Annotated in this window: 21 protein-coding genes; 10 read left to right on the forward strand and 11 right to left on the reverse strand. The window is 71.3% G+C overall.

Features of this window, described 5'->3' with window-relative positions:
* Positions 1-28 precede the first annotated feature (28 nt).
* Positions 29-1261 carry a cytochrome P450 gene (locus ACIP6U_RS31330; protein WP_401724739.1) on the reverse strand — a complete coding sequence of 411 codons (1233 nt, stop codon included), beginning with the start codon at positions 1259-1261 and terminating at the stop codon, positions 29-31.
* A gap of 341 nt (positions 1262-1602) precedes the next feature.
* On the reverse strand, positions 1603-2343 hold the full coding sequence (locus tag ACIP6U_RS31335) for a response regulator transcription factor (RefSeq protein WP_401724742.1): 741 nt from the start codon (positions 2341-2343) through the stop codon (positions 1603-1605).
* A gap of 373 nt (positions 2344-2716) precedes the next feature.
* Here ACIP6U_RS31335 and ACIP6U_RS31340 point away from each other — a divergent pair, with 373 nt between their 5' ends.
* The gene (locus ACIP6U_RS31340) at positions 2717-3643 is read left to right on the forward strand and encodes an SGNH/GDSL hydrolase family protein (protein WP_401724745.1); all 927 of its coding nucleotides are present in this window, start codon (positions 2717-2719) and stop codon (positions 3641-3643) included.
* A gap of 263 nt (positions 3644-3906) precedes the next feature.
* Here ACIP6U_RS31340 and ACIP6U_RS31345 read toward each other — a convergent pair whose 3' ends face one another.
* Positions 3907-4557: a TetR/AcrR family transcriptional regulator gene (locus ACIP6U_RS31345; RefSeq protein WP_401724748.1), complete on the reverse strand. Its 651-nt coding sequence runs from the start codon at positions 4555-4557 to the stop codon at positions 3907-3909.
* 7 nt (positions 4558-4564) lie between these two features.
* On the reverse strand, positions 4565-5785 hold the full coding sequence (locus ACIP6U_RS31350; RefSeq protein ID WP_401724750.1) for a cytochrome P450: 1221 nt from the start codon (positions 5783-5785) through the stop codon (positions 4565-4567).
* 158 nt (positions 5786-5943) lie between these two features.
* Here ACIP6U_RS31350 and ACIP6U_RS31355 point away from each other — a divergent pair, with 158 nt between their 5' ends.
* Complete coding sequence (locus tag ACIP6U_RS31355) at positions 5944-7425, forward strand: MFS transporter (protein WP_401724753.1); 1482 nt, start codon at positions 5944-5946, stop codon at positions 7423-7425.
* A gap of 35 nt (positions 7426-7460) precedes the next feature.
* On the opposite strand, the gene ACIP6U_RS31360 is transcribed toward ACIP6U_RS31355, so the two are convergent.
* The gene (locus ACIP6U_RS31360) at positions 7461-7643 is read right to left on the reverse strand and encodes a hypothetical protein (protein WP_401724756.1); all 183 of its coding nucleotides are present in this window, start codon (positions 7641-7643) and stop codon (positions 7461-7463) included.
* Between the two features lie 282 nt (positions 7644-7925).
* On the opposite strand from ACIP6U_RS31360, the gene ACIP6U_RS31365 reads away from it, so the two are divergent.
* From ACIP6U_RS31365 to ACIP6U_RS31385, 5 genes are all read left to right on the forward strand, one after another.
* Positions 7926-10136, forward strand: coding sequence for an MMPL family transporter (locus tag ACIP6U_RS31365; RefSeq protein ID WP_401724759.1), 2211 nt, complete (start codon positions 7926-7928; stop codon positions 10134-10136).
* A 115-nt stretch (positions 10137-10251) separates the two neighbouring features.
* Positions 10252-11439, forward strand: coding sequence for a sensor histidine kinase (locus tag ACIP6U_RS31370; RefSeq protein WP_401724762.1), 1188 nt, complete (start codon positions 10252-10254; stop codon positions 11437-11439).
* 40 nt (positions 11440-11479) lie between these two features.
* Positions 11480-12163 (forward strand): response regulator, encoded by a 684-nt coding sequence (locus tag ACIP6U_RS31375; RefSeq protein WP_401724765.1) that lies wholly within the window; start codon positions 11480-11482, stop codon positions 12161-12163.
* 145 nt (positions 12164-12308) lie between these two features.
* The gene (gene ligD, locus ACIP6U_RS31380; protein ID WP_401724767.1) at positions 12309-13289 is read left to right on the forward strand and encodes a non-homologous end-joining DNA ligase; all 981 of its coding nucleotides are present in this window, start codon (positions 12309-12311) and stop codon (positions 13287-13289) included.
* 176 nt (positions 13290-13465) lie between these two features.
* Entirely contained in the window at positions 13466-14242 is a 777-nt protein-coding gene (locus tag ACIP6U_RS31385) for an NPP1 family protein (RefSeq protein ID WP_401724769.1), read from the forward strand.
* 67 nt (positions 14243-14309) lie between these two features.
* On the opposite strand, the gene ACIP6U_RS31390 is transcribed toward ACIP6U_RS31385, so the two are convergent.
* A complete protein-coding gene (locus ACIP6U_RS31390) occupies positions 14310-16502 on the reverse strand; it encodes an MMPL family transporter (protein WP_401724772.1) in 2193 nt (730 codons plus the stop codon).
* A 356-nt stretch (positions 16503-16858) separates the two neighbouring features.
* On the opposite strand from ACIP6U_RS31390, the gene ACIP6U_RS31395 reads away from it, so the two are divergent.
* Positions 16859-17755: a trypsin-like serine peptidase gene (locus tag ACIP6U_RS31395; protein ID WP_401724775.1), complete on the forward strand. Its 897-nt coding sequence runs from the start codon at positions 16859-16861 to the stop codon at positions 17753-17755.
* Between the two features lie 28 nt (positions 17756-17783).
* On the opposite strand, the gene ACIP6U_RS31400 is transcribed toward ACIP6U_RS31395, so the two are convergent.
* Positions 17784-18773, reverse strand: coding sequence for a DUF5937 family protein (locus tag ACIP6U_RS31400; protein ID WP_401724778.1), 990 nt, complete (start codon positions 18771-18773; stop codon positions 17784-17786).
* A gap of 145 nt (positions 18774-18918) precedes the next feature.
* On the opposite strand from ACIP6U_RS31400, the gene ACIP6U_RS31405 reads away from it, so the two are divergent.
* Both ACIP6U_RS31405 and hemC read left to right on the forward strand, forming a co-directional pair.
* Positions 18919-20109 carry an MFS transporter gene (locus tag ACIP6U_RS31405; protein WP_401724780.1) on the forward strand — a complete coding sequence of 397 codons (1191 nt, stop codon included), beginning with the start codon at positions 18919-18921 and terminating at the stop codon, positions 20107-20109.
* 86 nt (positions 20110-20195) lie between these two features.
* The gene (gene hemC / locus ACIP6U_RS31410; protein WP_401724783.1) at positions 20196-21131 is read left to right on the forward strand and encodes a hydroxymethylbilane synthase; all 936 of its coding nucleotides are present in this window, start codon (positions 20196-20198) and stop codon (positions 21129-21131) included.
* Between the two features lie 68 nt (positions 21132-21199).
* Here the strand turns inward: hemC and ACIP6U_RS31415 are convergent, their stop codons facing one another.
* The 4 genes from ACIP6U_RS31415 to ACIP6U_RS31430 form a co-directional block, all read right to left on the reverse strand.
* On the reverse strand, positions 21200-21721 hold the full coding sequence (locus ACIP6U_RS31415; protein WP_401724785.1) for a hypothetical protein: 522 nt from the start codon (positions 21719-21721) through the stop codon (positions 21200-21202).
* 191 nt (positions 21722-21912) lie between these two features.
* Complete coding sequence (locus tag ACIP6U_RS31420; RefSeq protein WP_401724787.1) at positions 21913-22773, reverse strand: ABC transporter permease; 861 nt, start codon at positions 22771-22773, stop codon at positions 21913-21915.
* Positions 22733-23593, reverse strand: a complete 861-nt coding sequence (locus ACIP6U_RS31425; protein WP_401724790.1) for an ABC transporter ATP-binding protein — start codon at positions 23591-23593, stop codon at positions 22733-22735. Before ACIP6U_RS31425 ends, ACIP6U_RS31420 begins: the two co-directional genes overlap by 41 nt.
* Positions 23590-24042, reverse strand: coding sequence for a MarR family winged helix-turn-helix transcriptional regulator (locus ACIP6U_RS31430; RefSeq protein ID WP_401724832.1), 453 nt, complete (start codon positions 24040-24042; stop codon positions 23590-23592). The genes ACIP6U_RS31425 and ACIP6U_RS31430 overlap by 4 nt, the downstream gene beginning before the upstream one ends.
* Between the last annotated feature and the right edge of the window lie 253 nt (positions 24043-24295).

Below are 24295 nucleotides of genomic sequence, written 5' to 3' on the forward strand. Positions count from 1 at the left end.
TCACCGCGGTCTACGGGAGGGGCAACGGTCACCAGGCGACGGGCAGTTCGTGGACGCCGTAGATGAACGCGTCCTCCTTGAAACGGACGTCCTCCAGGACTCCCGCCAACTTCAGCGTGGGGATGCGCCGGTAGAGGGTGCCGTAGACGACCTGGAGTTCCATCCGGGCCAGCGGCTGACCCAGGCACTGGTGGTTGCCGAAGCCGAAGGCGACATGGCGGCGCGCGTCGCGGGTGATGTCGAGGCGGTCGGGGTCGGGGAACACGTCGGGGTCCCGGTTGCCGATCTCGTTGACCATGATGACGCCTTCGCCGGCCTTGATGACCTGGCCCGCGATCTCGATGTCCGCGGTGACCGCGCGGCGCCTGCCCAGGTGCGTGATGTGCAGGTAGCGCAGCAGTTCCTCGACGGCGGAGGCGACGAGTTTCGGGTCGTCGGTCTCGCGCAGCAGGGCGAGTTGGTCGGGGTTCTGCAGGAGGGCGAGGGTGCCCAGGGCGATCATGTTGGCGGTGGTCTCGTGCCCTGCGATCAGCAGGAGCAGCGCCATTTCCGTGGCCTGCTGGTGGTCGATCTCGCCGGCCTCGATCCGCCCGGCGATGCTCGACAGCAGGTCGTCCTTGGGCTCGGCGAGCCGCTGCCCGATGACACCGGCGAGGTACATGGCCACCTCCCTGCTCGCACGTCCCCGCTCCTCGGGAGAGGCGTCGCGGTGGACCATCGTCTTGGTGTGGTCCTGGAAGAAGGCGTGGTCCTCGTAGGGCACGCCGAGCAGTTCGCAGATCACCAGCGAGGGGATCGGCAGGGCGAACGCCTCGACGAGGTCGACCGGCCCGGGGCCGGCCAGCATGTCGTCGATGAGGTCGTCCACGATCCGCTGCACGGCGGGCCGCAGCGCCTCCACGCGCTTGATGGCGAACGGCGCCGTCACCATCCGGCGCAGCCGGGCGTGTTCGGGGTCGTCCATCATGATGAAGCTGAGCTTGCCTTCGCCCGCCTCGGGCGAGGCCTTGGTGGGGTAGCCGGGTTCGTCGGTGTCCGCGCTGACCCGGGAGTCGCCCAGGATCGCTCGCTGTTCGGCGTAGCGGGTCACGAGCCACGGCTCGCTGCCGTCCCACAGCCGCACCTTCGTGAGCGGTGTCTCCGCCTGGAGGTCCTTGAGCCCGGGCGGCGGGTCGAAAGGACAGCGGCTCGAACGGGGCATCGGGAACTCGGGGACGGCGTCCGGCACTTCGGGCACGGGTCCGGCCAAGGTGTCGGCCATGGTTCTCCTCGGTGGTGGGGGGCTCCGGTCGGGGCGGAGCGCCGGGGTGAAGTAGTCGAGGCCTCGATGAGCACATGCAAACAGAGCGGGCTGACGACTTCCGGTCAGTTGCCTGACAGGGAGCTGACGTGGCCTGGATCACATGGCCGATTGGGGCAATCGGAGATGACGGGCGAGGCGCGCATGGACACGTCAAAATGCCTGCGCAGTAAGGGAGTTGAAAAGATACCCACGGAACTGAGGCGAACCCCGCACACGCCCCTGCACGACCACGGCACCACCCGCCACGAACACCGCCGCGACTCCGTCCGACGGCCAGCCGGCGTTTGCTATCCGGCGACTCAGGCCTCCGCGTCGGGCTTCCCGAGCCAGTAGCCGAAGCCCCTGCGGGTGCGGATCAGTGTCGGGCCGTCCCGGTCCACCTTGCGGCGCAGCCGGGAGACGAGCTGCTCGATCGCGTTGTCGCCGCGGAAGTCGCCCCAGACGTACCGGCCGATCTGCTCCTTGGACAGCACGCGGTGCGCGTTGACCAGGAGATGGCGCAGCAGCCGGTACTCGGCGGGCGTGAGGTCCAGCTCCCGCGTGCCGCGCCGCGCCTGGCATCGGACGTCGTCCAGGGCCAGGTCGCCGTAGGTGAGCAGGTTCCCCCGGTGCGCGCCGGGGGCCGTGCCGCGCAGCAACATCTGGATCCGGGCCAGGACTTCGGCCACCCGGAAGGGCTTGGTGACGTAGTCCTTCGCGCCGAGACCCAGCTCGGGCAGGAGCTGTTCGAGGGAGTCGTAGGCGGTCAGGATGAGCACGGGCGGGCGGTGGCTGACCGGCGGGCGGCGCACCCGGGCGAGGCTCGGCACGTCCGGGAGGGTGGCGTCGAGGACCACGAGGTCGTAGCGGTACTCGGTGGCCCGCGCCATGGCCTCGGTCCCGGTGGCGACCAGACTGATCCGGTATCCCGCCAACTCCAGCGTCGTCGACAGGAGTTCGGCGAGCGACGGCTCGCCGGCGACGATCAGGACGTGCTGCCCGGATCCGCGAGCGAGGGCCGGTTTCTCGCTGGTTGCGCCGTCGGGCGACGAGGGAGGCATGGAGTTCACCCTACCCTTCTGCTTGCCTAACTCAAGTAAATCCCATCCATTGCTTGACTCAAGTAATCTACCTGTGCTTGCCTGACGCAATCAAACCGATCCGTCATACGGGACCATGTCCCTGTCGGACAGGGGCCGTCCGAGCGGAGACGGCCCCGCGCGCCCAGCCCCACCCCGCATGCGGGGCACGGCGCGGTCTCGGACCCGGCGCAGGTCTCCCCGGCCCGCGCCGGGCCCATGGACGCGGTACTTCCCCGCTCGCTGCTCGGCTGTCCCAGCCGCCCTCCCCCGGCCGAGCGACGGTTCGGCGCCGTCCGCACGCGGACGCGCCGCACCTTCACGGGACATCCGAGACGCACGACGGGACATGCCGATGAAGAACTCCGTACGAGCCGGGCTGGCCGGGGTGCTCGCCCTCGGGACGCTGGCCGCAGTGGTCGGCCTCGCCCACCGCGACGACGGCGATCCGTCTCCGCCGAAGGGGCCGTACGTCGCGCTGGGCGACTCCTACACCGCCGGTCCGAAGATCCCGGACCAGCACGGTGTGCCCGCCGGCTGCGACCGCTCCGACCGCAATTACCCGACGCTGGTGGCCCGCCGACTCGCCCTGCCCGCGGCCCAGTTCAAGGACGTCAGCTGCACCGGCGCGACCCTCTCCGACCTCACGGCGGCGCAGACCACCGACGACGGCACCAACCGGGCCCAGCTCTCGGCCCTTTCCGCCCGGACCCGCCTGGTCACCCTCGGCATCGGCGGGAACGACATCGGGTTCGCCTCGACGGTCGAGCAGTGCGTGACGCGGGGCATCCTCTACTTCGCCATGGGCGGCGGCGAGTTCGCGGGCGGGGACGCCCCGTGCCGCAGCCGGTACGTCTCCGACGACACCGACAGGGTGCGGGAGAAGATCGACGCGGCCGGCCGCCAACTGGCGCGCACGCTGGGCGAGATCGAGCGCCGGGCGCCCGAAGCCCGCGTCTACGTCGTCGGCTACCCGGCGATCCTGCCGGCCAGGACCTCCGGCTGCGCCCGCGCGATGGGCCTCGCTCCCGGCGACGTGACCTACCTGCACGAGAAGCAGCAGGAGCTCAACGCGATGCTCCGCAAGCGGGCCGAGGCGGCGGACGCGCACTACGTCGACACGTACACCCCGTCCGTGGGACGCGACGCCTGTGCGGCGCGGAACGCCCGTTGGATCGAGCCGCTGGTCCCACGGGCGTCCGCAGCGCCGGTCCATCCCAACGAGCGGGGGGAGCGGGGCATGGCGGAGGCGGTGCTTAAGGCGGTCGGCGCTTCGGACTGAGGCGCAATCCGAAAGTCGTGGGGCTAGAGCGGTCGGGCGTGGGGCCTCGGGCATCGGCCGCCGGCCAGCCGTCAGACCTAAGCTGACGGTCCCCAACCGTCGGGCCTCGGGCCTCAGCAGTCAGGCCTCACGCGCCAGCCATCGGGCGTCAGCCATCGGGCCTCGGCCGTCAGGCGGCAGCCGTCAACGGTCGAGTGTCAGGCGTCGGCTGTCAGCAGTCGAGCGCCAGCCATCGCGCCCCGCCCGTCAGCCGGCGGCAGCCGTCACCGCGTCGGCCCCACCGGCGCCGTCCACATGCCGACGAGGGCGTCGACCAGGCCCGTGGCCGCGTCGTGCCAGTTGGCACGGGGGGTGGGGGTGTGCTCGGCGATCGCTCGCTCACGTTCGGCGGGGATGTGCATGATCAGGTGGCGGGCCATCTCGCCGCGCTCGGCGCGCACTTCGGGCGGCAGCTCGGGCAGACAGGCGCTCAGGCCGTCGATGATCTGTCGCAGGGACGGGGAGGAGAGGGACTCCTCGACCAGGATCTGGTGGAGTGCCGGGTCGGTCATGATCTGGGCGCAGAACCTCGCGTACCAGGTCGTGCCGCCGAGGTCGGCGAGGTGTTCGGGGATGGGGCGGACCAGGCAGTCGACCCAGTCCCGGACGCTCGGGTCGTCGCCGATCCCGGCCAGCAGCCGGGACCGGATCTCCTCGGTCCGCGCCGCGTGCTTGCGGACGATGGCGCGGACCAGGTCCTCCTTGGTGCCGAAGTGGTAGCCGACAGCGGTGTTGTTGCCCTGTCCCGCGGCCTCGCTGACCTGACGGTTGGACACCGCGTTCACGCCGCGCTCGGCGAACAGCCGCTCGGCGGCGGTCAGGATCAGCTCCCGGGTCGCGTTGACCTGCTCCGCCCGTACCGTCCTGCCGGCCATGCTCAGCTCACCACCGCACCGGGACTTCGCTCAGCCCACCGACGGCCAGTCCCTCGAGCCGCCGCAGGTCCGCCGGCGGCGCGGCGAGTTCCAGCGACGGAAGCCTACGCAACAGCACGTCGAGGACGGTGCGCAGCTCCGTGCGGGCCAGGGACTGCCCCAGACAGGAACGGGATCCGGCGCCGAAGGCCAGATGCGGGTTGGGGCTGCGGTGGAGGGTCAGCTCGCCGGGCGTGTCGAAGGCGGCCTCGTCACGGTTGGCGGCGGCCATGCTGCACAGCACGGTCGTGCCGGGCGGCAGGACGGTGCCGGCGACCACGGTCTCCGCGTCCAGGTACCGGGGAAGTCCGATCCCGGGATCGGCGTCGAAGCGGAGCACCTCCTCCACCGCGAGCGGCACCAGGGACGGGTCGGCGAGCAGCCGTTCCCAGCGGCGCCGGTCGGCGAGCAGCAGGGCGACCATCTTGCCGATCATGCTGGCGGTGGTCTCGTGGCCGGCGAGCAGCAGCGCCTGGCCCGTGAACACCAGTTCCCGCTCGGACAGGCGGCGGCCGTCGGAGTCCCGGGCGACGACGAGCGCCCCGAGCAGATCGGGGCCGGGAGCGGCCCGCTTGGCCCAGACATGGGCGGCCATGTAGTCCACGAAGTCGTCCTGCGCCCGGTCGACCTCCTCCTGCGTGTACCGGGTCAGGTTGAGCAGCGCGTCGGACCAGTGGGCGAACCGGTCGCGGTCGGCGTCGGGGATGCCGAGCAGGTCGCAGATCACCCACACCGGGAGCGGGAAGGCGAGGTGGGCCCCCAGGTCCGCGGGGTGGCCGTGCGCGACCATGTCGTCGACGAGCTTCTCGGCCATCGCCTCGATCCCGGGGCGCAGCGCTGCCATGCGCTCGTCGGTGAACCACGTACCCACCATCCGCCGCCACCGCCGGTGCGCGTCGCCGTGGTCGGGGATGGCCCTGGCCATGTCGCTGTTGAACACCCCGCCCGTCTCGTCGTCGGCGATGCGGGCCGCGTCGTCCGCGTCCAGCACCCGGCGCAAGCTGTCGTCGGAGAGCATCCGGCGGACGTCCTCGTAGCGGGTCAGCAGGGTCGCGGGGTCCCCGCTGGGCAGGGTCACGTGGGCGACGGGACATCCCTCCCGCAGCGCGGCCCATTCGGCGGGCGGCTCCAGCGCCGTACTGCCCCGCATCGGATACCTCAGGGCCTGTCGGTCCTCGGCTCGGTACATACGCCCTCCCTCGATCCGGCGGTCGCTGCACGCCCAGGCAAACGGAGCGGTTAGAGTAAGTCAAGCGCCTGACTTAAACTGTGGCCTCGCCGCCCGGCGCCGCACGATCCCCGTCACCTCTGCGCCACCCCCGTCACGACCCCTTCGGAGGCACACCCATGGCCGACGCTCCAGCCCTACCCGTGGACCCGGAGGGTTCTGCCGCGCCCCGGCCGAACGCCGTGGTGGCGGTGCTGGCCTTCGCCGGGATCGTCGTCGCGCTGATGCAGACCCTGGTCATCCCGATCGTCCCGGAGCTGCCCAAGCTGCTGGACGCGCCCGCGTCGGACACCGCGTGGGCCGTGACCGCGACGCTGTTGGCCGCCGCCGTGGCGACGCCGGTGGTGGGCCGGCTCGGCGACATGTTCGGCAAGCGCCGCATGCTGCTGATCAGCGTCGTCGTACTGATCGTCGGATCGCTCATCTGCGCGCTCAGCGAGTCGCTGGTGCCGATGATCATCGGCCGCGCCGTCCAGGGCCTGTCGGCCGCCGTGATCCCGCTGGGCATCAGCATCATGCGGGACGAGCTGCCGATCGAGCGGCTGGCCGGGGCGACGGCGCTGATGAGCGCCTCGCTCGGGGTGGGCGGCGCGCTCGGTCTGCCGACGGCCGCGCTGATAGCGGACCACTTCGACTGGCACGTGCTGTTCTGGAGCTCGGCCGGCATGGGCGTGGTGGCGCTGGTCCTGGTCGTGCTGTTCGTGCCGGAGTCCGCGGTGCGTTCGGGCGGCCGCTTCGACGTGGTCGGCGGTATCGGCATGGCGGCCGGCCTGGTGTCCCTGCTGCTGGCGATCTCCAAGGGCGCCGACTGGGGCTGGTCCAGCGGCACCACGCTCGGCCTGCTGGCGGGCGCCGTGGTCGTGCTGTTCGCGTGGGGCTTCTACGAACTGCGCACCACCGCGCCGCTGGTGGACCTGCGCACCACCGCCAAGCGCCAGGTGCTGGTGACCAACCTGGCCTCGATAGCCATCGGCTTCTCGATGTTCGCGATGTCCCTGGTGCTTCCGCAGCTCCTGCAGTTGCCTGAGCAGACCGGTTACGGCCTGGGCAGGTCGCTGCTGACCGCCGGTCTGGTCATGGCCCCGTCCGGCCTGGTCATGATGGCCTTCGCGCCGGTCTCCGCGGCCGTCTCCAAGGCCAAGGGCCCCAAGGTGACGCTGATGATCGGCGCGCTGATCGTGGCCGCCGGCTACGGCCTCAACATCGTGCTGATGTCCGAGGTCTGGCACCTGGTGCTGGTGTCCTGCGTGATCGGCGCCGGCATCGGCTTCACGTACGGCTCGATGCCCGCGCTGATCATGGGCGCCGTGGACCCGTCGGAGACCGCTGCCGCCAACAGCCTCAACACCCTGATGCGCTCGATCGGTACGTCGACCGCGAGCGCCATCGCCGGCGTCGTCCTGTCCCACATGACGATCAGCCTGGGCGGCATCGCCGTGCCGTCCGAGACGGGCTTCAAGACGGTCATGGCCATCGGCGCGGGCGCGGCCCTGCTGGCCTTCGCCGTGGCCTCGTTCATCCCGCCCCGCCGCCCGGTCGCCGCGGCGACCACGGCCCCCACGGCCACGGAACCGTCGGCCAGCGCGTCCTCGGTGGGCTGACCCGCTCCGAGGGCCGCGGGCACGGTCCGCGGCCCTCAGGCCGACTCTCCGCGGGTCCGCAGCAGGCTCACCCCCGCCCCGAGCGAGACGGCACCCATGCCCACGCTCGTGAGCACGCCCTGAGCGCCGTCGACGACGAACGGCGCGGCCGCGGCGACGACGAGGTTGAACAGGAAGAGGAACCAGAGCACGGGCCTCGACGCGAGCAGGGGCTTCATCGGTGTTTTCCTCCGCTGGTGGACGGTTCGTACGTTCGCCACCAACCCTTCCGTCGCGACTGCCGCGCTTCGAGGGAGTACGTGCCCCAAGCGATGGTGGAGCCGGCTCCACCATCCCGGCTCCACCGTCCCGGACCTGCCCTCGCACTCAGGTATGACGTGGGCTCAGGCTTGTACTGCGTTCTCAGTAGGCCCGATTGTCGGCAGCCGCACGACGACGCGGCGGCCCCGCCCCGGGAGCCTGGTCAGGTATCCGAGACCAGATGGGGAGACCTCCGTTTCATGGCCACTTTCCTGTGCCGACTGGGCCGACTGGCATTTCGTCGGCGCCTGCTCACCGTCCTGTTGTGGGTGGCGGTGCTGGTGGGTGTCGGCGCCGGCGCCGTGACCGCGCCCGCCGCCGAGGACCAGAACCAGACCATGCCCGGCATCGAGTCGCAGCAGGCCTTCGATCTGCTGGAGCAGCGCTTCCCCGGCACCGAGGCCGACGGCGCGAGCGCCCGGGTCGTCTTCGTGGCGCCCGCCGGGCAGAAGGTGACCGGGGCCGGTCACCGGTCGGCGATCGAGGCGTTCGTGAGCGAGGCGGCCGACGGCTCGCAGGTCTCCGGCGCCGTCGACCCCTTCCGGGCGAAGGCGGTGAGCGCGGACGGCACCACCGCCTACTCGACGGTCTCCTTCACCGAGAAGGCCGACGACCTCACCGACACCGCCAAGCGGCACCTGGAGACCGCCATCGACCGGGCCCGCGAATCGGGGCTGACCGTCGAGGTCGGCGGCACCGCGCTGGCGAGCAAGCCGGCCGCGGGCGGCGCCGCGGAAGCCATCGGCATCGGGATCGCCACCGTGGTGCTGCTGATCACCTTCGGCTCACTGGCCGCCGCCGGACTGCCGCTGCTGACCGCGGTGGTCGGCGTCGGGATCAGCATGGCCTCGATCCTCGCCCTCGCGAGCACGTTCGGGCTGTCCTCGACCACGGGCACGCTGGCCACCATGCTCGGGCTCGCGGTGGGCATCGACTACGCCATGTTCGTCGTCTCCCGCTACCGCGAGGAGCGCGCGGGCGGCCACGCGCCGCAGGAGGCGGCCGGCATCGCCGCGGGCACGGCCGGATCCGCGGTCGTGTTCGCCGGGCTCACGGTGGTCATCGCACTGGCCGGTCTCTCGGTGGTGGGCATCCCGATGCTCACCAAGATGGGCCTGGCCGCGGCGGGCGCGGTCGTCCTCGCGGTCCTGATCTCGCTGACCCTCGTCCCCGCGCTGCTCGGCTGGTGGCCCAACGCCGTCCTCGCCCGCTCCGCCCGCAGGAGGGGCCGTCTCAAGGGGGCGGGCGAGGACAACGGCGGCAGCCGCTGGGCCCGCTTCGTGCTGCGCCGACCGGCCACCGTGCTGCTGCTCAGCGTGGTGGGCCTCGGCGCGCTCGCCGTACCCGTGCTGGATCTTCAGCTGGGCATGCCCGGCGACGAGGTCAAGTCGACGTCCACCACCGAGCGGCGCGCCTACGACGACCTCGCCGAGGGCTTCGGTCCCGGCTTCAACGGGCCGTTCACGATCGTCGTGGATGCCAGGGGCGCCGACGATCCCGAGGACGCCGTACGGACGATCTCGGAGAAGATTGCCGGCGAGCGGGGTGTCGTGTCCGTCTCGGCGGCCCGCTTCAACCAGGCGGGCGACACCGCGGTGTTCTCCGCCGTCCCGGCCACGGGCCCGAGCGACAGGAAGACCCAGGACCTGGTCAACGCCATCCGGGCCGACCGACCGGGCATCGACTCCACGACCGGGGCGACCTTCAAGGTCACCGGCACCACCGCGGTCAACATCGACGTCTCCGAGAAGGTCCAGTCGGCCCTGATCCCCTACCTGGCGGTCGTGGTGGGCCTGGCCTTCGTCCTGCTGCTCGTCGTCTTCCGGTCCGTCCTGGTCCCCCTCAAGGCGGCCCTCGGCTTCCTCCTGTCGGTCCTCGCGGCACTGGGTTCGGTCGTCGCGGTCTTCCAATGGGGCTACGGCGCGGACCTGTTGGGCGCGCACGAGACCGGCCCGATCATGAACATGATGCCGATCTTCCTGGTGGGCATCATGTTCGGTCTGGCCATGGACTACGAGGTGTTCCTCGTCGCCCGGATCCGCGAGGCGTACGTCCACGGCGACCGCCCCGACCAGGCGGTGACCTCCGGCTTCCGGCACAGCGCGCGCGTCGTCGTGGCCGCGGCGCTGATCATGATCGCGGTGTTCTCGGGCTTCATCGGGGCCGGTGAGTCGATGATCAAGATGATCGGCTTCGGCCTCGCGGCGGCCGTCCTGCTCGACGCGTTCGTGGTCCGGATGGCGTTCGTGCCGGCGGTGCTCGCGCTGCTCGGCCGGGCGGCCTGGTGGCTGCCCAAGTGGCTGGACCGGCTGCTGCCCACGGTCGACGTGGAGGGCGAGACCCTCACCCGCAAGGGCCCTGCGGCACCGCCCACGGCCGAGCCGACCGTCCCGGAGTCCGCCCACGTCTGACCTCTCCCCTCCCCCCGAGAGGGCCGCCCGTGCCACCGGCCACGGGCGGCCCTCGCCCGCCGTTCCTCACGGACATGGCCGACGATGGCTTTCAGCACCCGACCGGAGAGACGCGATGAGCATCCCTTGGCAGCGGTACGCGGACGAGCACGTCCGCACCGTCGACACCATGACGGTGGCGCTCCTGTTCGCCGCCTTCCTCTTCGGCAGCGAGATCCAGATGCCCGGCGCGCACCGGCCCGACTCGGTGCTCGCGACCATCGCGCTGGCCGTCGTCTCCTGCGGGGCCCTGTTCTGGCAGCGCACCCACCCCCGCGCGGTCGTCACGGTCACCGCCCTCGGCGCCGCCTGCGCGGGCGCGCTGGGCCACCTGCTCACGCCGCTGGTGCTGGCGCCGGTCATGCTCGCGCTGCTGCGGCTGGCCGTCGCGACCGACCGCGGCACCACCCGGATCTTCTTCTTCGCCACCCTCTCGGTGGTGGTGGCCTCGGCCGTCGCCGTCGACCCGAACGACCATCCCTGGCCGCTCACGACCCTCGGTCCCGCCGCCTGGCTGCTGCTGCCCGTCGCCACCGGCACCACGGTCCGGATGCGCGGCGCCTACCTGGAGGCCGTCCAGGCCCGCGCCGAGTACGCCGAGCGCAGCCGGGAGGAGGAGGCCCGCCACCGGGTGGCCGAAGAGCGGATGCGCATCGCCCGCGAGCTCCATGACGTCGTCGCCCACCATCTCGCCCTGGCCAACGCCCAGGCGGGCACGGCGGCTCATCTGGCGCGCACGCATCCCGAGCAGGTCCGGAAGATCCTCACCGACCTCGCCGGTACGACGTCGTCGGCGCTGCGCGAGATGAAGGCGACCGTGGGGGTACTGCGCCAGCCGGACACCCCGGACGCGCCTCTCACCCCGAGCCCCGGCCTCGGGCAACTCGCCGAACTGACGGACACGGTCGCCTCCACGGGTCTCACGGTCCGAGTGACCACGGAGGGTCCGCCCCGGCCGCTGACACCCGGCGTGGACCTGACGGCGTACCGCATCGTGCAGGAGGCGCTGACCAACGTCGCCAAGCACGCCGAGGCCCGGGCAGCGCACGTACGCCTGCACTACGGCGGCGACCAACTGACCATCACCGTCACGGACGACGGCACCTCCACCGCCCCCGCGACGCCCGCTCCCGGCCACGGCTTCGGGCTGATCGGCATGCGTGAGCGCGCCCACTCGGTCGGCGGCGCCCTCCAGGCGGGCCACCGGCTGGAGGGCGGCTTCGAGGTGACCACACGGCTGCCCCTGTATCCCACCGCTTCGTAGGGCGAGGCACGGCGACCATGAGACGACAGGAACGAACCCCATGACCATCCACGTACTGCTCGCCGACGACCAGGCCCTGCTCCGGGCCACGTTCCGGATCCTCATCGACTCCTGCGACGACATGGAGGTGGTGGCCGAGGCCACCGACGGCGTCGAGGCCGTCGCGCTGGCCCGCACCCACCGTCCCGACCTCGTCCTGATGGACATCCGCATGCCCGGCACCGACGGCCTGGCCGCCACGTCCACCATCTGCGCCGACCCCGAACTGGGCGGCACGCGCGTACTGATCCTCACCACCTTCGAGATCGACGAGTACGTCGCCCAGGCGCTGCGAGCCGGTGCGAGCGGGTTCCTCGGCAAGGACGTGACGGCCGACGAACTCCTGGACGGCATCCGGACCGTGGCCGCCGGCGAGTCGCTGCTGTCCCCGGCCGCCACGCGCGTGCTGATCGGCCGCTTCCTCATGACACCCGCGCGGGGTGCACGGCCGGCGGGCGCCGACGACCTCGCCCCGCTCACGGCGCGCGAGAGGGAGGTGATGACCTGGGTGGCCGAGGGCCACTCCAACGAGGAGATCGCCGGGAAGCTCTTCGTCAGCCCGCTGACGGTCCGCACCCACGTCCATCGCGCCATGACGAAACTGGGCGCCCGTGACCGCGCCCAACTCGTCGTCATCGCCTACCGGTCGGGCCTGGTGCAGGCACCGCCGGCCGCGGAGCGCTGACGCGGAGGCCCGCGGCGCCGGACGCGGAGGGGATCTCGCTCAGGTGCGGGACGAAGGCGGCGCCGTGCGGACCGAGGCAGCGCCGTTCAGGGGAAACCTGTGGGGCGCAGGCGTGCCGGCCCGCCCCCGCGTCGACAACTGAGCCGTGACCCTCCCCCTGATCCCGCCCATGCTCGCCACGCCCGGCACCCTCCCGCCCGCCGTGCAGGACGCCCGTTGGGCCTACGAGACCAAGCAGGACGGCCAGCGCGTGGTGGCCTACCTCGAAGGCGACGGCAGTGTCCTGCTGCGGGCCCGGTCCGGGGAGGACATCACCGCCGCGTATCCCGAACTCCGGCCGCTGGGCACGGTGCTCGGCGCGACGCCCGCCGTACTGGACGGCGAGGTGCTGGCGCTGGACGAACAGGGGCGCGCGGACTTCCAGTTGCTGCAACCCCGGATGGGACTCGCGCACACGCCGGGACGCGCGGCGCGCCGGGCGGCACAAGCACCCGTACATCTCGTGCTGTTCGACCTGATGCACCTCGCCGGCCGCTCCCTCCTCAAGGTCCCCTACACCGAGCGCCGCGAGCAGTTGGCGGCACTGGGCCTCGCCGGCCCGCACTGGTCCACCCCCGCCGCACTCGTCGGCCACGGCGAACAGGCCCTGCGCGCCACCCGCGAGCACGGTCTGGAGGGGCTCGTGTGCAAGCGGCTGGACTCGCTGTACGAGCCGGGCGTCCGTTCCCGGTCCTGGGTCAAGATCCGCAATCTGCGCACCGAGGACGTCGTCGTGGGCGGCTGGCTGCCGGGCAAGGGGCGGCTCGCGGGACTGCCCGGTGCGGTGCTGGTCGGCCAGCGGGCGTCGGGGCGGCTGCGGTACGTCGGCGGGGTCGGCACCGGCTGGAGCGAGGCCGAACGCGCGCAGCTCGCCGCGCTGTTGAGGGCCGCCGGGACGGACGTGTGCCCCTTCGACCCGGTGCCGCAGGTGCCGGGCGCGCGCTGGGTGGTGCCCCGGCTGGTCGGCGAGGTCCGCTACAGCACCCGTACCCGGGCCGGGCTGCTGCGCCAGCCGTCCTGGCTGCGGCTGCGGCCCGACCTGGCGCCCGAGGAGTCGGCGGCCGACTTTCCGGACGATCCCACCTGACGCCGTGTCACCAATCCGTCATTCGTCGCCATTCACCGCCACTCGCCAACTATTGGGCTGCGCTTCACCACTGGGACGCCTGTGACCTCTTGGCGCGGCAGGGAAAACCGGGGATGCTGAACTCCCTTTCCCCCCACAGCCGTTGGGCTGCGCCCGCACACCCCCAGGAGGACGCAGTGTCGTCATCGACCTTCAAGACGCACCGCAGGAGATGGCTCACCGGATTCGTCGGTGCCGCCGCGCTCGTACTCGCCTTCCCCGCCGTCGCCTTCGCCGCTCCCCCGCCGCCCCTGCCGGCGAACGCCGAGGCCGCCGAGTTCACCTACCAGCCGGCCTTCGACTACGACACGGACGGCTGCTACTCCACCGCCGCCATCGGCCCCGACGGCTCGATCAACGGGGGTCTCAACCCGACCGGCGCGCTCAACGGGAACTGCCGGGACGCCTCCGACCTCGACGACACCAACACCTACTCGCGCTACAAGTGCAACAACGGCTGGTGCGCGTACATGTACGGCCTGTACTTCGAGAAGGACCAGGCCCTCGCGGGCACCAGCATCGGCGGCCACCGGCACGACTGGGAGCACGTCGTGGTCTGGGTGCAGAACGGCGCGATCCAGTACGTCTCGACGTCCAACCACGGCTCGTTCACCGTGCACGCGGCCTCCACGGTCCGCTTCGACGGCAGCCACGCGAAGATCGTCTACCACAAGGACGGCATCAGCACGCACTGCTTCCGGCTCGCCAACACCAACGACGAGCCGCCGGAGAACCACAAGGGCACCTGGCAGTACCCGCCGCTCGTCGGCTGGAACGGCTACCCGGCCGGGCTGCGCGACAAGCTCACCTCCTACGACTTCGGGAGCGCCAACTTCGGCCTGAAGGACGCCAGTTTCGCCTCGCACCTCTCGTCCGCGAAGCCGTCCGGCATCGCGTTCGACCCCAACGCCTGACCCGCGCACGCACGACGGCCCGCCCGAGGTTTCTCGGGCGGGCCGTCGTGCGTGCGTCACCGAGGCGTCAGCCGGGACGTCCCGCCGGGTCGTGGACGACCGTGTCCCGGCCGGCGCCGGAGGACGGCCCGGTGCCGGACGAACCGCCGGACGAGCCGCCCGAAGCGTCCACCGGACGGTCCGCATGGCCGGGCCACCACGCCGCGTGGCCGATCAGCGCGGTGAGGCTCGGGGTGAAGAACATCGCCATCACGAAGGCGGCGACCGCGATGCCGAAGGACACCGCGAAGCCCATCTCCGTGAGCAGCGCGTTGCCGGCCAGCATCATCGTGGCGAAGGTGGCCGCGAGGATGAAGCCCGCCGCGGCCACGGTCGGTCCGGCATGGCGCAGCGCCATACTGGCCGCCTCGCGCGGATCCCGGCCTTCCCGGGCCTCCTCGCGGAGCCGCGCGATCATCAGGATGTTGTAGTCGGTGCCGATGGCGACCACGAAGAGATACATGATCACCGGGAGCATGAACATCAGCCCCGAATGTCCCTGCGCGTCCTGGAAGATCCAGACCGTGGCACCCAGCGTGGCACCGAACCCGAGGCCCACCGAGGCGATCAGGTAGAACGGCGCGACCACACTGCGCAGCAGCAGTCCCAGGATCAGCATGATCAGCAGGGCGGCGACGGGGAAGACCGTCCGGTAGTCGTGGTTGACCGCCGTGTCGATGTCCTTGTAGATCGAGGACATACCGCCGACCAGGGCCTTCGTACCGTCGGGGGCGTCGGCGTGCGCGACGTCCCGCACCCGGCCCACGGCGTCGATCGCCTTGTCCGTCGAGGCCTCGTACTTGAGCGTGACGGTGAAGTCGGCGGTCGTGCCGTCCTTGTTGACCTGGCTCATCTTGGCGCTCGCGACACCGTCGACGGCCCCGAGCTTCTGGGCGTACGCGTCGAAGGTGCTCCGGTCGAGCGCCTTGCCGTCCGCGCTGGACAGATACACGTCGGTGGGGGCGGCGGCGCCCGCCGAGTACGCCTTCTGCATCTCGTCCTGGACGACCATCGACTCCTTGGTCTTGGGCATGGAGCCCGACGCCAGGTCGAAGGTGGCCTTGTAGCCGAGCGTGCCGAGCGACAGCGCGAGGAGAACGAGACCGGAGGCCACGGCGGTCAGGGCCGGGCGGCGCTGCACACCGCGCCCGAGGGCGGCGAACCGGGCGTTCTGCGGCTCCCGTTGCCAGGTCTTGGAGGGCCAGAAGATCTTCGGCCCGATCAGCGACACCACGGCCGGGATCAGGGTCAGGCCGGCGATCAGGGTGACGGTGACCGCGATGGCCAGCGCCGGGCCCATCTGCTTGAGGAAGCCCAGCGTCGACAGGATCAGCGCGAGGAAGGCGATGATGACCGCCCCCGCGGCCGAGGCGATGGCCTCGCCGACCCGGGCGACCGCGTTGACCATGGCCTCCTTGGGTTCGTCACCTGCCCGCAGCCGTTCTCGGTAACGGAACATCAGGAACAGGAAGTAGTCCGTGCCCACGCCGAACAGCACGACGATCAGGATCGACGAGATCGAGCTGTTGGCCTGGAGGTCGAACAGCTTGGTGGCGTACGCGATCAGCCCGTTGGCGATCGCGGCGACCAACCCGATCGTGATCAGGGGCAGGAAGGCGAGGATCGGCGCCCGGAAGATGATCAGCAGGGTCACCAGGATGATGACGAAGGTGCCGATGCCGATCAGCGCTTCACCGCGCTTGGACGAGTCCTGCTGGTCCAGGGCCTGCGCGGCGGAACCGCCGAGCTTGACGTCGAGGTCCGTGCCCTTGGTCAGTTGCTTGACGTCGTCACGCAGCACCTTGGCCGCGTCGGCCTGTTTGGGCTGGCCGGCGTTCTTGCTGTCCATCTGGACCAGGGTCATGGTGTACCTGCCGTCGTCGGACGGCTGGCCGGGGACCACCTTCTGCACCTGGTCGATCTTCTTGTCGCCCAACTCCGTGGTGATCCGGGCGACATCCTTCTTGTCCTCGGCTGTCAGCTCGGCACCGTCGGTGCGCTGGAACAGCGCGATCGCGGACGGGGTGAAGGCGCTGGGGAACGCCTTCTCCTGGAGATCCGCCGCTTTGATGGACTCGTAACTCTTGGGCAGGAAACTGCTCTCGTCGCTGTTCGAGGGCAGGCTGGGGGCGGTGGCGACAATGGCCACCGCGGCTATCAGCCATGCCACGATCGTCCAGACGGGATGACGGACGACAGCGGTGCCAATACTTCGGAACATGCGGGGGGTCCTCCTGGGAAGGAAGATCACCGCAGCCCGGGGAGCGGTCCCTGGCATCGGCGACCCCGACCGGCCCTCAGGGCACTCCTCCCGTCGGCCGGTCGACTGGTTTGTGTTCGTCCTACATCGTAGTGACCATGACCCACGGGGCGCGCGTCGGTTTTTCCGCACGGTGGGGCGGGTGCGGCGCGGACCGCCGGGGACGGACCTCGAAACAACTGCCCGCCGGTACGCCCGTCGGAGCGACCTCCTCACGCGGCGCACCTGTGTCACAGAACATCGACAGCGCCAACCGGACAACCGGATCCCCTCTCTGGAAGGGTGCACCGACCGCACCGACCGAGGAGACATCCACCATGTCCGAGCCCTCCGCTTCCGTCGTCCGGCGTCTTCGTGGCCGGGCCACGGGACTCGCCGTGGTCGGTACGGCCCTCGCCCTCGCGGCGCCGATGCCGGCGACGGCCGCGACCGACCCGGTCTCCGTCCTGAAGTTCACCGTCAAGGAACGCAAGGACGCCCTCGCCTACTGGACGCCCGCCCGGATCAAGACGGTCGGGAAGTCCGTGGACCTCGGTCCGACCGGGCCCAGGGCCAGGCCGTGGACGGGCACCGCGCTCAAGACCGTGGGGAGGCTCTTCTTCGTCAACGCGCGCGGCTACGACACCTGGTGCACGGCCACGGCGGTCAAGAGCGCCAACCGCTCCGCCGTCATGACCGCGGCCCACTGCGTGCGCCTGGGCTCGTCCCCCATGAACACCAACACCACCATGGTGTTCGTCCCCGGCTACAGCAAGGGCAGGAAGCCGTACGGCACGTTCGCGGTCCGCAGCGCCGCGACCCCGCGCACCTGGGAGAAGGACTCCACCGACGATCTGGCCGCGCTGGTCGTCGACACCGACAAGAGCGGCCGCAAGCTCACCGACGTCGTGGGCAGCCAGGCCATCGCTTTCAACCGGCCCGTCGGCGCCCCGATCTCCGCCTTCGGCTACTCCGCCACCCACCCGCAGCTCGGCGAGGAACTCCTGCACTGCGTCGGCAAACCGAAGAAGAAGCTCGGCATCCAGGCCGTCCCCTGTGACCTGACCGGCGGCTCCAGCGGCGGCCCGTGGCTGGCCGGCTTCGATTCCACCACCGGCAAGGGCACCCTCGTATCGGTCAACAGCGGCCTGGACTCCCTGACCCCGACCGAGATGCAGGGCGAGGTCTTCGGGGCGCTGGCCAAGAAGGTGTACGACCGGGCCCAGAACAGCTGACGCGGGGGTCCGGTCGCGGCCGCCGGGTCTACTTCCCCTCGACCAGGGCGTCTCCGAGGGCGGTTCGGACGTACAGGACGTAGTAGCCCTGGCGGCGGGAGTCGAGCAGGCCCGCCTCGCGCAGGGTCGTGAGGTGGGCCGAGACCGTGGAGGGCGCCAGGCCGTGTCGGTCGGCCAGTTCGGTGGTCGAGGCGGGCGTGGTGAGGCCGGTGAGGACGGCGGCGCGCTGGTGGCCCAGGAGGCGGGCGAGGGCCTCCGGCGGGCGGGACGGCGGGAGTTGGTGGAGGCGGCCCATGCCGAGGGCCGGGTAGAGGACCGTCGGCTGCCAGGGGCGGGCGAAGCCGCTGACCACGTCGGGCCACACGAAGACGCTCGGCATGAGCAACACGCCCCGCCCGTCGGCCCGTTGGGCTTCGTCGTGGTCGCCGGTCATGCGCAGGATGAGGGTGGGACCGGCCCACTCGATGCCGGGGTGCAGTCCGGCGAGCACCGCGTCGAGGCCGCCGTCGGCGGCCTGACGTGAGCGGTGGGCGATGTCGGCCTCCAGGACGGCGCGGTGGCGCGGCCAGTCGGGAGCGAGCAGTACGTGCCAGGCCAGTTCGGTGAGGTCGGCGAGGCGGCGCAGGGTGCCGGTCGGGTCGTCGAGGGCGACGCGGCCCCTGGGCGACTCGGCGAGACCCGGTGTGCAGGCGAGGGAACGGGACATCTCGGCCCGGGCCAGGTCGGGGTCGGTGGCCCGCATCCGGGCCAGCTCCTCCTCGATGGAGGGGTACGGCTCCTCCGGCGGCGGCCCCAGACAGTCCGGCGTGTAGCCGCCGGCGGGCGGCATGAACAGCCACAGGGGCGTCAGGTCCAGGCCGGCCAGCGTACGGCGTACCCGGCGCAGCCAGGCGCGGTGGTACGCGTGCCGGGCCGGGCGGCGCAGCAGGCGCAGTGCCTCGTGCGTCTGGCACAGCGGCGAGATCGCGAACCGGCAGCGCGTCAGGTCGTCGGTGCCCAGGTGCAGGGTCAGCGGCAAGGCGGCCTCCGTGAGCGATTCGGCCCGGATCGAAACAGTAGAAGCCCGCCCCGCGCCCCAGCACGCTGGCCCCCGGGTTCCGGCACCCGTACCGACGTGGTTCCGGCGCTTTTGCCGACTTGTCGATGTCCCGGAGGGCACCTGGATGCACACCGTACGTCCGGCCGCGTGGCGCAGGAGCGCCCTCGTCGCGGCCCTGATGCTGGCGGCGTTCACCTTCAACACCACCGAGAACATTCCCGTCGGCCTGCTGTCGCTCATGGCCGACGACCTCAAGGTGTCGCTCACGGCCGTGGGCACGCTGGTCACCGGGTACGGGCTGACCGTGGCCGCGGTGTCGTTGCCGATCGTCCACACCACCCGGTCCGTACCGCGCAGACACCTCATGGCCGGACTCCTCGGGCTGTTGGTGATCGCCAGCTGGGTCACGGCGCTGGGCTCGGTCTCGTACGGGCTGCTGCTGGCGGCGCGGGTGGCGACGGCGCTGGCCCAGGCCGCGTTCTGGGCGGTCATGGGGCCGGTCGCGGTGGGGCTGTTCCCGCCCGAACGGCGCGGCCGTGTCATCGGGTTGCTGTCCGTCGGCGGGTCGCTGGCCACGGTGCTCGGCGTGCCGGCCGGCACCTGGCTGGGCGTACGCACCGACTGGCAGACGCCGTTCGCGGTGCTCGGCGCGCTCGCGCTCGTCTCGCTGGTCGCCGTCGCCGTCCTGCTGCCGACGTCCCGTCCACAGGACAACCCCGCCGCGTACGGCGCCGCCCCGGACCGGCGCCGGTTCCTCACCGTCCTCGCCACCACCGCCCTCTCGGTCACCGGCGTCTACGCGGGGTTCACGTACATCGCCGCCTTCCTGGACGACGTCAGCGGGTTCGGCGAGGACGCGGTGAGCGCCGTGCTGTTCGCGTTCGGCGCGGCCTGTCTCGTCGGGGTCACCGTGACCGGGCCGCTGCTCGACCGCTACCCGCGGGCCACGCTCGTCGTGCCGGTGACGACGCAGGCGGTCGCGCTGATCGGCCTGTACGCGGGCGGTGGCAGTCAGGTGGCGACCGTGCTGCTGCTGATGCTGCTCGGGGCCTCGGTCGGGCCGGTGTTCATGGCCACGCAGAGTCAGGTGCTCCTGACGGCGCCGGGCCGCACGGAGACCGCGCTGGCGGCCAACTCGGCCGCTTTCAACGTGGGTGTGGCCGCGGGCGCGCTGCTCGGCGGCGCGTTGCTCCCGCTGGTCGAGGTGCGCGCAACCGTCCTGGTCGGAGGGCTGCTCACGGTGGGGGCGCTCGCGATCCTGACCTGGCCGCGGTCCCAAGTGGCGGCCATCGCCGCGGAGCCGCAAACACAGTAGAGGGTGTCCGGCCACCCTGTCGGCAGGAGAGTGAGAATCGTCCCGTCCCGTGCGGACGACCTTCCGGGAAGGTCTATCGTGTCCGCATGTCCGTGCCCGAACTGATCCGTATCGTCTCCCGCGACTCGCCCATGGCGCTCGCCCAAGTGGAGCGCGTCCGCGCCGAGTTGACGGCTCTGCACCCCGGTGTGCGCACCGAGGTCGTGCCGGTGAAGACGACCGGTGACAAGTGGATGGGCGATCTCTCCCAGGTGGAGGGCAAGGGCGCGTTCACCAAGGAGGTCGACGCCGCGCTGCTGGCCGGCGAGGCCGATCTCGCGGTGCACTGCGTCAAGGACGTGCCCGCGGACCGACCGCTGCCGGCGGGGACGACGTTCGCGGCGTTCCTCAAGCGCGACGACATCCGCGACGCCCTGATCCACCCGGGCGGACTCACCCTCGACGAGCTTCCGGAGGGGACGCGGATCGGCACCTCCTCGGTGCGCCGGGTCGCCCAACTCCTGGCCACCCACCCGCATCTGGAGTGCGTGCCCTTCCGCGGCAACGCGAACCGGCGCCTTGCGAAGCTGGCGGCCGGCGAGGCGGACGCGGCGATCCTCGCCGTGGCCGGCCTGGAACGCATCGGCCGCGAGGACGTGATCACCGAGGTGCTGTCGACCGAGACGATGATGCCGCCGATCGGCGCGGGCATCCTGGCGCTCCAGTGCCGGGAGGGCGACAGCGAACTCATCGACGCCGTCAGCGGCCTGGGCGATCCGGACACGCATCGCGAGGCCACGGCGGAGCGGATGTTCCTGCATGTCCTTCAGGGGCACTGCAACAGCCCGATCGCCGGCTACGCGCGCGTGGACCACGGGGACGAACTGTCCCTGCGGGCCTGTGTGTTCACCCCGGACGGCAAGACCCGCCTCAACGCCCACGAGTGGGCCGGTCGCCTCGATCCGGCGACCCTGGGCACGTCGGTGGCCGTGGCCCTGCTGCGTCAGGGCGCCCGCGAGATCATCGACGGCATCCCGCACTGAGCGCCGTCGTCCCCCGTTGAGGACCGCAAGGGCACCGCGTCGAGCGGTGCCCTTCTCCGTTCACCGCCTCAGGCGGTGCCCTCTTCCGCCTGGCCCCGCAGGAAGTTGCTCACCTGGTGGGCCAGGCCCTCGCGTCCGGCGCCCGTGTGCGCGCACGGGGATGCGTCGTCGAGGCCGATGCCGCCCGCCCACAGTCGGCGGTCGGTCCACTCCTCGTCGACCCGCAGCTGGATCTGCACGTCCACCTGGCCGAGAGAGGCCTCGGGACCGGCCGCGTAGAGGACGGCGGTGGCCCGGCGCAACGGGTAGACGTCGAAGCCCTCGATGAACTGCGAGTTGCGCCAGTCGATGAACGCGGCCTCGCCGTCGGGCCCGATGCGTACGTCGATCTGGCCGTCCTCCAGGTGGATGCCGTAGTGCCGGCTGCCGCGGTTCTCGACGGTCACGCGGACGCTGAAGTACGTCAGCCCGGCGGCCGCGTCGTCCCGGCCGCGCGGCGGTTCGGCCGCTTCCAGTCGGTGGACGCGGACACGCAGACCGGCGTGCTCGTCGTACTCCTGCCAGTCACCGACCACGTTCGGCTCGTGCACGGTCCACCTCTCCACCTCAGAGAGCTGCTTCCTATCTGTGTGCTCAGCGCACTGTCAAATGAGCAGAATGCGCTGTGGCCAGCCTATTCACCCCCTTTGATCAGCGATCAAGCCGTGCGCAGGCAGAATCGCCACACGCGCCCCGGCGCACGCATGTGGGCGCGTGCCGCACATCACGTCTTCGGCCATGATCAGCGGGCCAGCCGGCCGAGGAGCGAGGAGGCTGCGGCGATGCCCAGCGCGGCGGCGACGGCGAGCACTCCGAAGTCGAGCGCGAGATGGGCGGGCGTGCCGAGCAGCAGCCCGCGCAGGGCGTCGACTTCGTAGCTCAGCGGGTTGATCTTGCTGACCACCTGAAGCCAGCCGGGCATCACCGAGACGGGGTAGAGGGCGTTGGAGCCGAAGAACAGCGGCATGGTGATGGCCTGTCCGAAGCCCATCAGCCGGTCGCGGCTGAGCACGATGCCGGCGATGGTCATCGACAGGCAGGAGAAGAAGGCCGATCCGAGGATCACGACCGCCCCGACGCCGAGCAGTTTGAGCGGATTCCAGGTGAGGGACACCCCGAGGATCGCGGCGATGACGATGACGACGACGGCCTGGATCAGCGACTTCACGCCGGCCGCGAAGGCCTTGCCCGTGATCAGCGCCGAGCGCGGAGTCGGGGTCACGAGCAGCTTGTTGAGGATGCCCGCGTCCCGCTCCCAGATGATCTGGATGCCGTAGAAGATGGCGATGAACATCGCGGACTGGGCGATGATGCCGGGCGCCAGGTAGTCGATGTAGGGGATGCCGGGGGTGGGGATCGCCTTGATGCGGGTGAAGGTCTGACCGAAGATCAGCAGCCACAGGGCGGGCTGGACCGCGCGGGTGTAGAGCTCGGTGCGGTCGTGGCTGAGCTTCTGCAGTTCGACGGCGCACATCGCCCACACGCGGGCGGGCAGCAGCCGCCAGCCGGAGCGCGGCTCGGGCGGGTGCAGCAGCAGGTTGATGCCGTCGGGGTCGAGGCGGTCAGCCGACACGGTTCGCGGTGCGGCGGGTGCTTCGGACATCGCGGAATCCTCCTGACTGGTCGTCGAGTCCGCTGCCCGCGACCTCGCGGAAGACGTCCTCCAGGGTGGGCAGCGAGGCGCCGGCCGGCGCGCCCTCGGCACGTCGGCGCTCACCCAGCCCCTCCCTCAGCTGATTGGGCGTGCCGAGGGCCCGGATGCGGCCGCGGTGCATGAGGCCGACCCGGTCGCAGTACTGGTCGGCCTCGTCCATGTAGTGGGTGGTCACCAGCACGGTCATGCCGGTGGCGGCGCGTACGGCGTTGATGTGCTCCCACACGCCGGTGCGGGCGATCGGGTCGAGGCCGATGGTCGGCTCGTCGAGGATCAGCAGCCGGGGTGCGCTGACCAGGGCCTGGGCGAGTTCGAGCCGGCGCACCATGCCGCCGGAGTAGGTACTGGCGAGCCGGCCCGCGGCGTCGGTGAGGTCGACGGCGGACAGCGCCTGTTCGACGCGCGCGGCCCGCTCCCGGCGGGGCACGTCGAAGACGCGGGCGAACAGCGCGACGTTCTCCAGGCCGGTGAGTCCGGCGTCGGCGGACAGCTGCTGCGGTACGTATCCCAGCAGCCGGCGTACGGCCATGCGGTCCCCGGACGCGTCGTTGCCGAACACGTGGACCATGCCTGCGGGCACGGGCAACAGGGTGGTGATGCATCTGATCGCCGTGGTCTTTCCGGCGCCGTTGGGGCCGAGCAGGCCGAAGACCTCACCCTCCCCCACCGACAGGTCGAGCCCGGCCACGGCCTTGGTCTCACCGAAGGTGTAGGTCAGTCCGGTGCAGGTCACGGCGTCGTGCCGAGCGCCGGCAGCGTTCGGTGTCATGACTCCTCGGCCTCCTCGTGCAGGTTGTCGGCCAGTGCGCGCAGGGCGGGAATCGCCGCGTGCAGCGCCTCCCGGTGCGCCTCGTCGAGGCCGGCCAGTCCGCCGCGTACGAGCTCGGCGCGCCGTTTGCGCCACGCGTCGAGCCGCGCGTGGGCGGCGGGGGTCGGCAGCAGGCGGGCGGCGCGCCGGTCGGCGGGGTCGGTCTCGCGGACCAGATAGCCCTGCCGGGACAGCTGGTTGACCAGCGTCGACACCGAGTTGCTGGCCAGGTACAGGTCTTTGGCGGCGTCGGAGATGCCGATGCCGGGCTGGTTCACGACCAGCCGCAGCAATTCCACCTCGGCGCCGCGCAGCTGCGGCGCGATCTGCGAACGCAGACGGCGACGGAGGAGCCGCTGGACACCGATGAGGGCGTCCATCAACTCGTCCGGGGAGTTCTCCGGTTCCAGGTCGGGCTTCGCGTCGGATTCCACAGCTGGAGATTACCTCTGTAGCAGAGGTAATGAACCCAAGGCTTGGTCAAGCACGCGGGTCGGCGGATCACCGCGCCGATGTCCGAATTGTTTCGAACACCCGGAATACGGGAATCCGTATCTCAGTGCTTCGGACAGGAGGCACGTCCGTGGGAGCCCGCCGGTCGGGCCCCGGGTGTCCTCCTGGAGCCGCGAGTACGCGCCTCCCACGGTGTCCGTCCATCCGGCA

The sequence above is a fragment of the Streptomyces sp. NPDC088794 genome, assembly GCF_044750545.1.
GTDB lineage: Bacteria > Actinomycetota > Actinomycetes > Streptomycetales > Streptomycetaceae > Streptomyces.

Bases quoted from the DNA above. Each gene is read 5' to 3' on its own strand.
- ACIP6U_RS31330 (WP_401724739.1), bottom strand. From the start codon at position 1,261: ATGGCCGACACCTTGGCCGGACCCGTGCCCGAAGTGCCGGACGCCGTC.
- ACIP6U_RS31335 (WP_401724742.1), bottom strand. From the start codon at position 2,343: ATGCCTCCCTCGTCGCCCGACGGCGCAACCAGCGAGAAACCGGCCCTC.
- ACIP6U_RS31340 (WP_401724745.1), top strand. From the start codon at position 2,717: ATGAAGAACTCCGTACGAGCCGGGCTGGCCGGGGTGCTCGCCCTCGGG.
- ACIP6U_RS31345 (WP_401724748.1), bottom strand. From the start codon at position 4,557: ATGGCCGGCAGGACGGTACGGGCGGAGCAGGTCAACGCGACCCGGGAG.
- ACIP6U_RS31350 (WP_401724750.1), bottom strand. From the start codon at position 5,785: ATGTACCGAGCCGAGGACCGACAGGCCCTGAGGTATCCGATGCGGGGC.
- ACIP6U_RS31355 (WP_401724753.1), top strand. From the start codon at position 5,944: ATGGCCGACGCTCCAGCCCTACCCGTGGACCCGGAGGGTTCTGCCGCG.
- ACIP6U_RS31360 (WP_401724756.1), bottom strand. From the start codon at position 7,643: ATGAAGCCCCTGCTCGCGTCGAGGCCCGTGCTCTGGTTCCTCTTCCTG.
- ACIP6U_RS31365 (WP_401724759.1), top strand. From the start codon at position 7,926: ATGGCCACTTTCCTGTGCCGACTGGGCCGACTGGCATTTCGTCGGCGC.
- ACIP6U_RS31370 (WP_401724762.1), top strand. From the start codon at position 10,252: ATGAGCATCCCTTGGCAGCGGTACGCGGACGAGCACGTCCGCACCGTC.
- ACIP6U_RS31375 (WP_401724765.1), top strand. From the start codon at position 11,480: ATGACCATCCACGTACTGCTCGCCGACGACCAGGCCCTGCTCCGGGCC.
- ACIP6U_RS31390 (WP_401724772.1), bottom strand. From the start codon at position 16,502: ATGTTCCGAAGTATTGGCACCGCTGTCGTCCGTCATCCCGTCTGGACG.
- ACIP6U_RS31395 (WP_401724775.1), top strand. From the start codon at position 16,859: ATGTCCGAGCCCTCCGCTTCCGTCGTCCGGCGTCTTCGTGGCCGGGCC.
- ACIP6U_RS31405 (WP_401724780.1), top strand. From the start codon at position 18,919: ATGCACACCGTACGTCCGGCCGCGTGGCGCAGGAGCGCCCTCGTCGCG.
- hemC (WP_401724783.1), top strand. From the start codon at position 20,196: ATGTCCGTGCCCGAACTGATCCGTATCGTCTCCCGCGACTCGCCCATG.
- ACIP6U_RS31420 (WP_401724787.1), bottom strand. From the start codon at position 22,773: ATGTCCGAAGCACCCGCCGCACCGCGAACCGTGTCGGCTGACCGCCTC.
- ACIP6U_RS31425 (WP_401724790.1), bottom strand. From the start codon at position 23,593: ATGACACCGAACGCTGCCGGCGCTCGGCACGACGCCGTGACCTGCACC.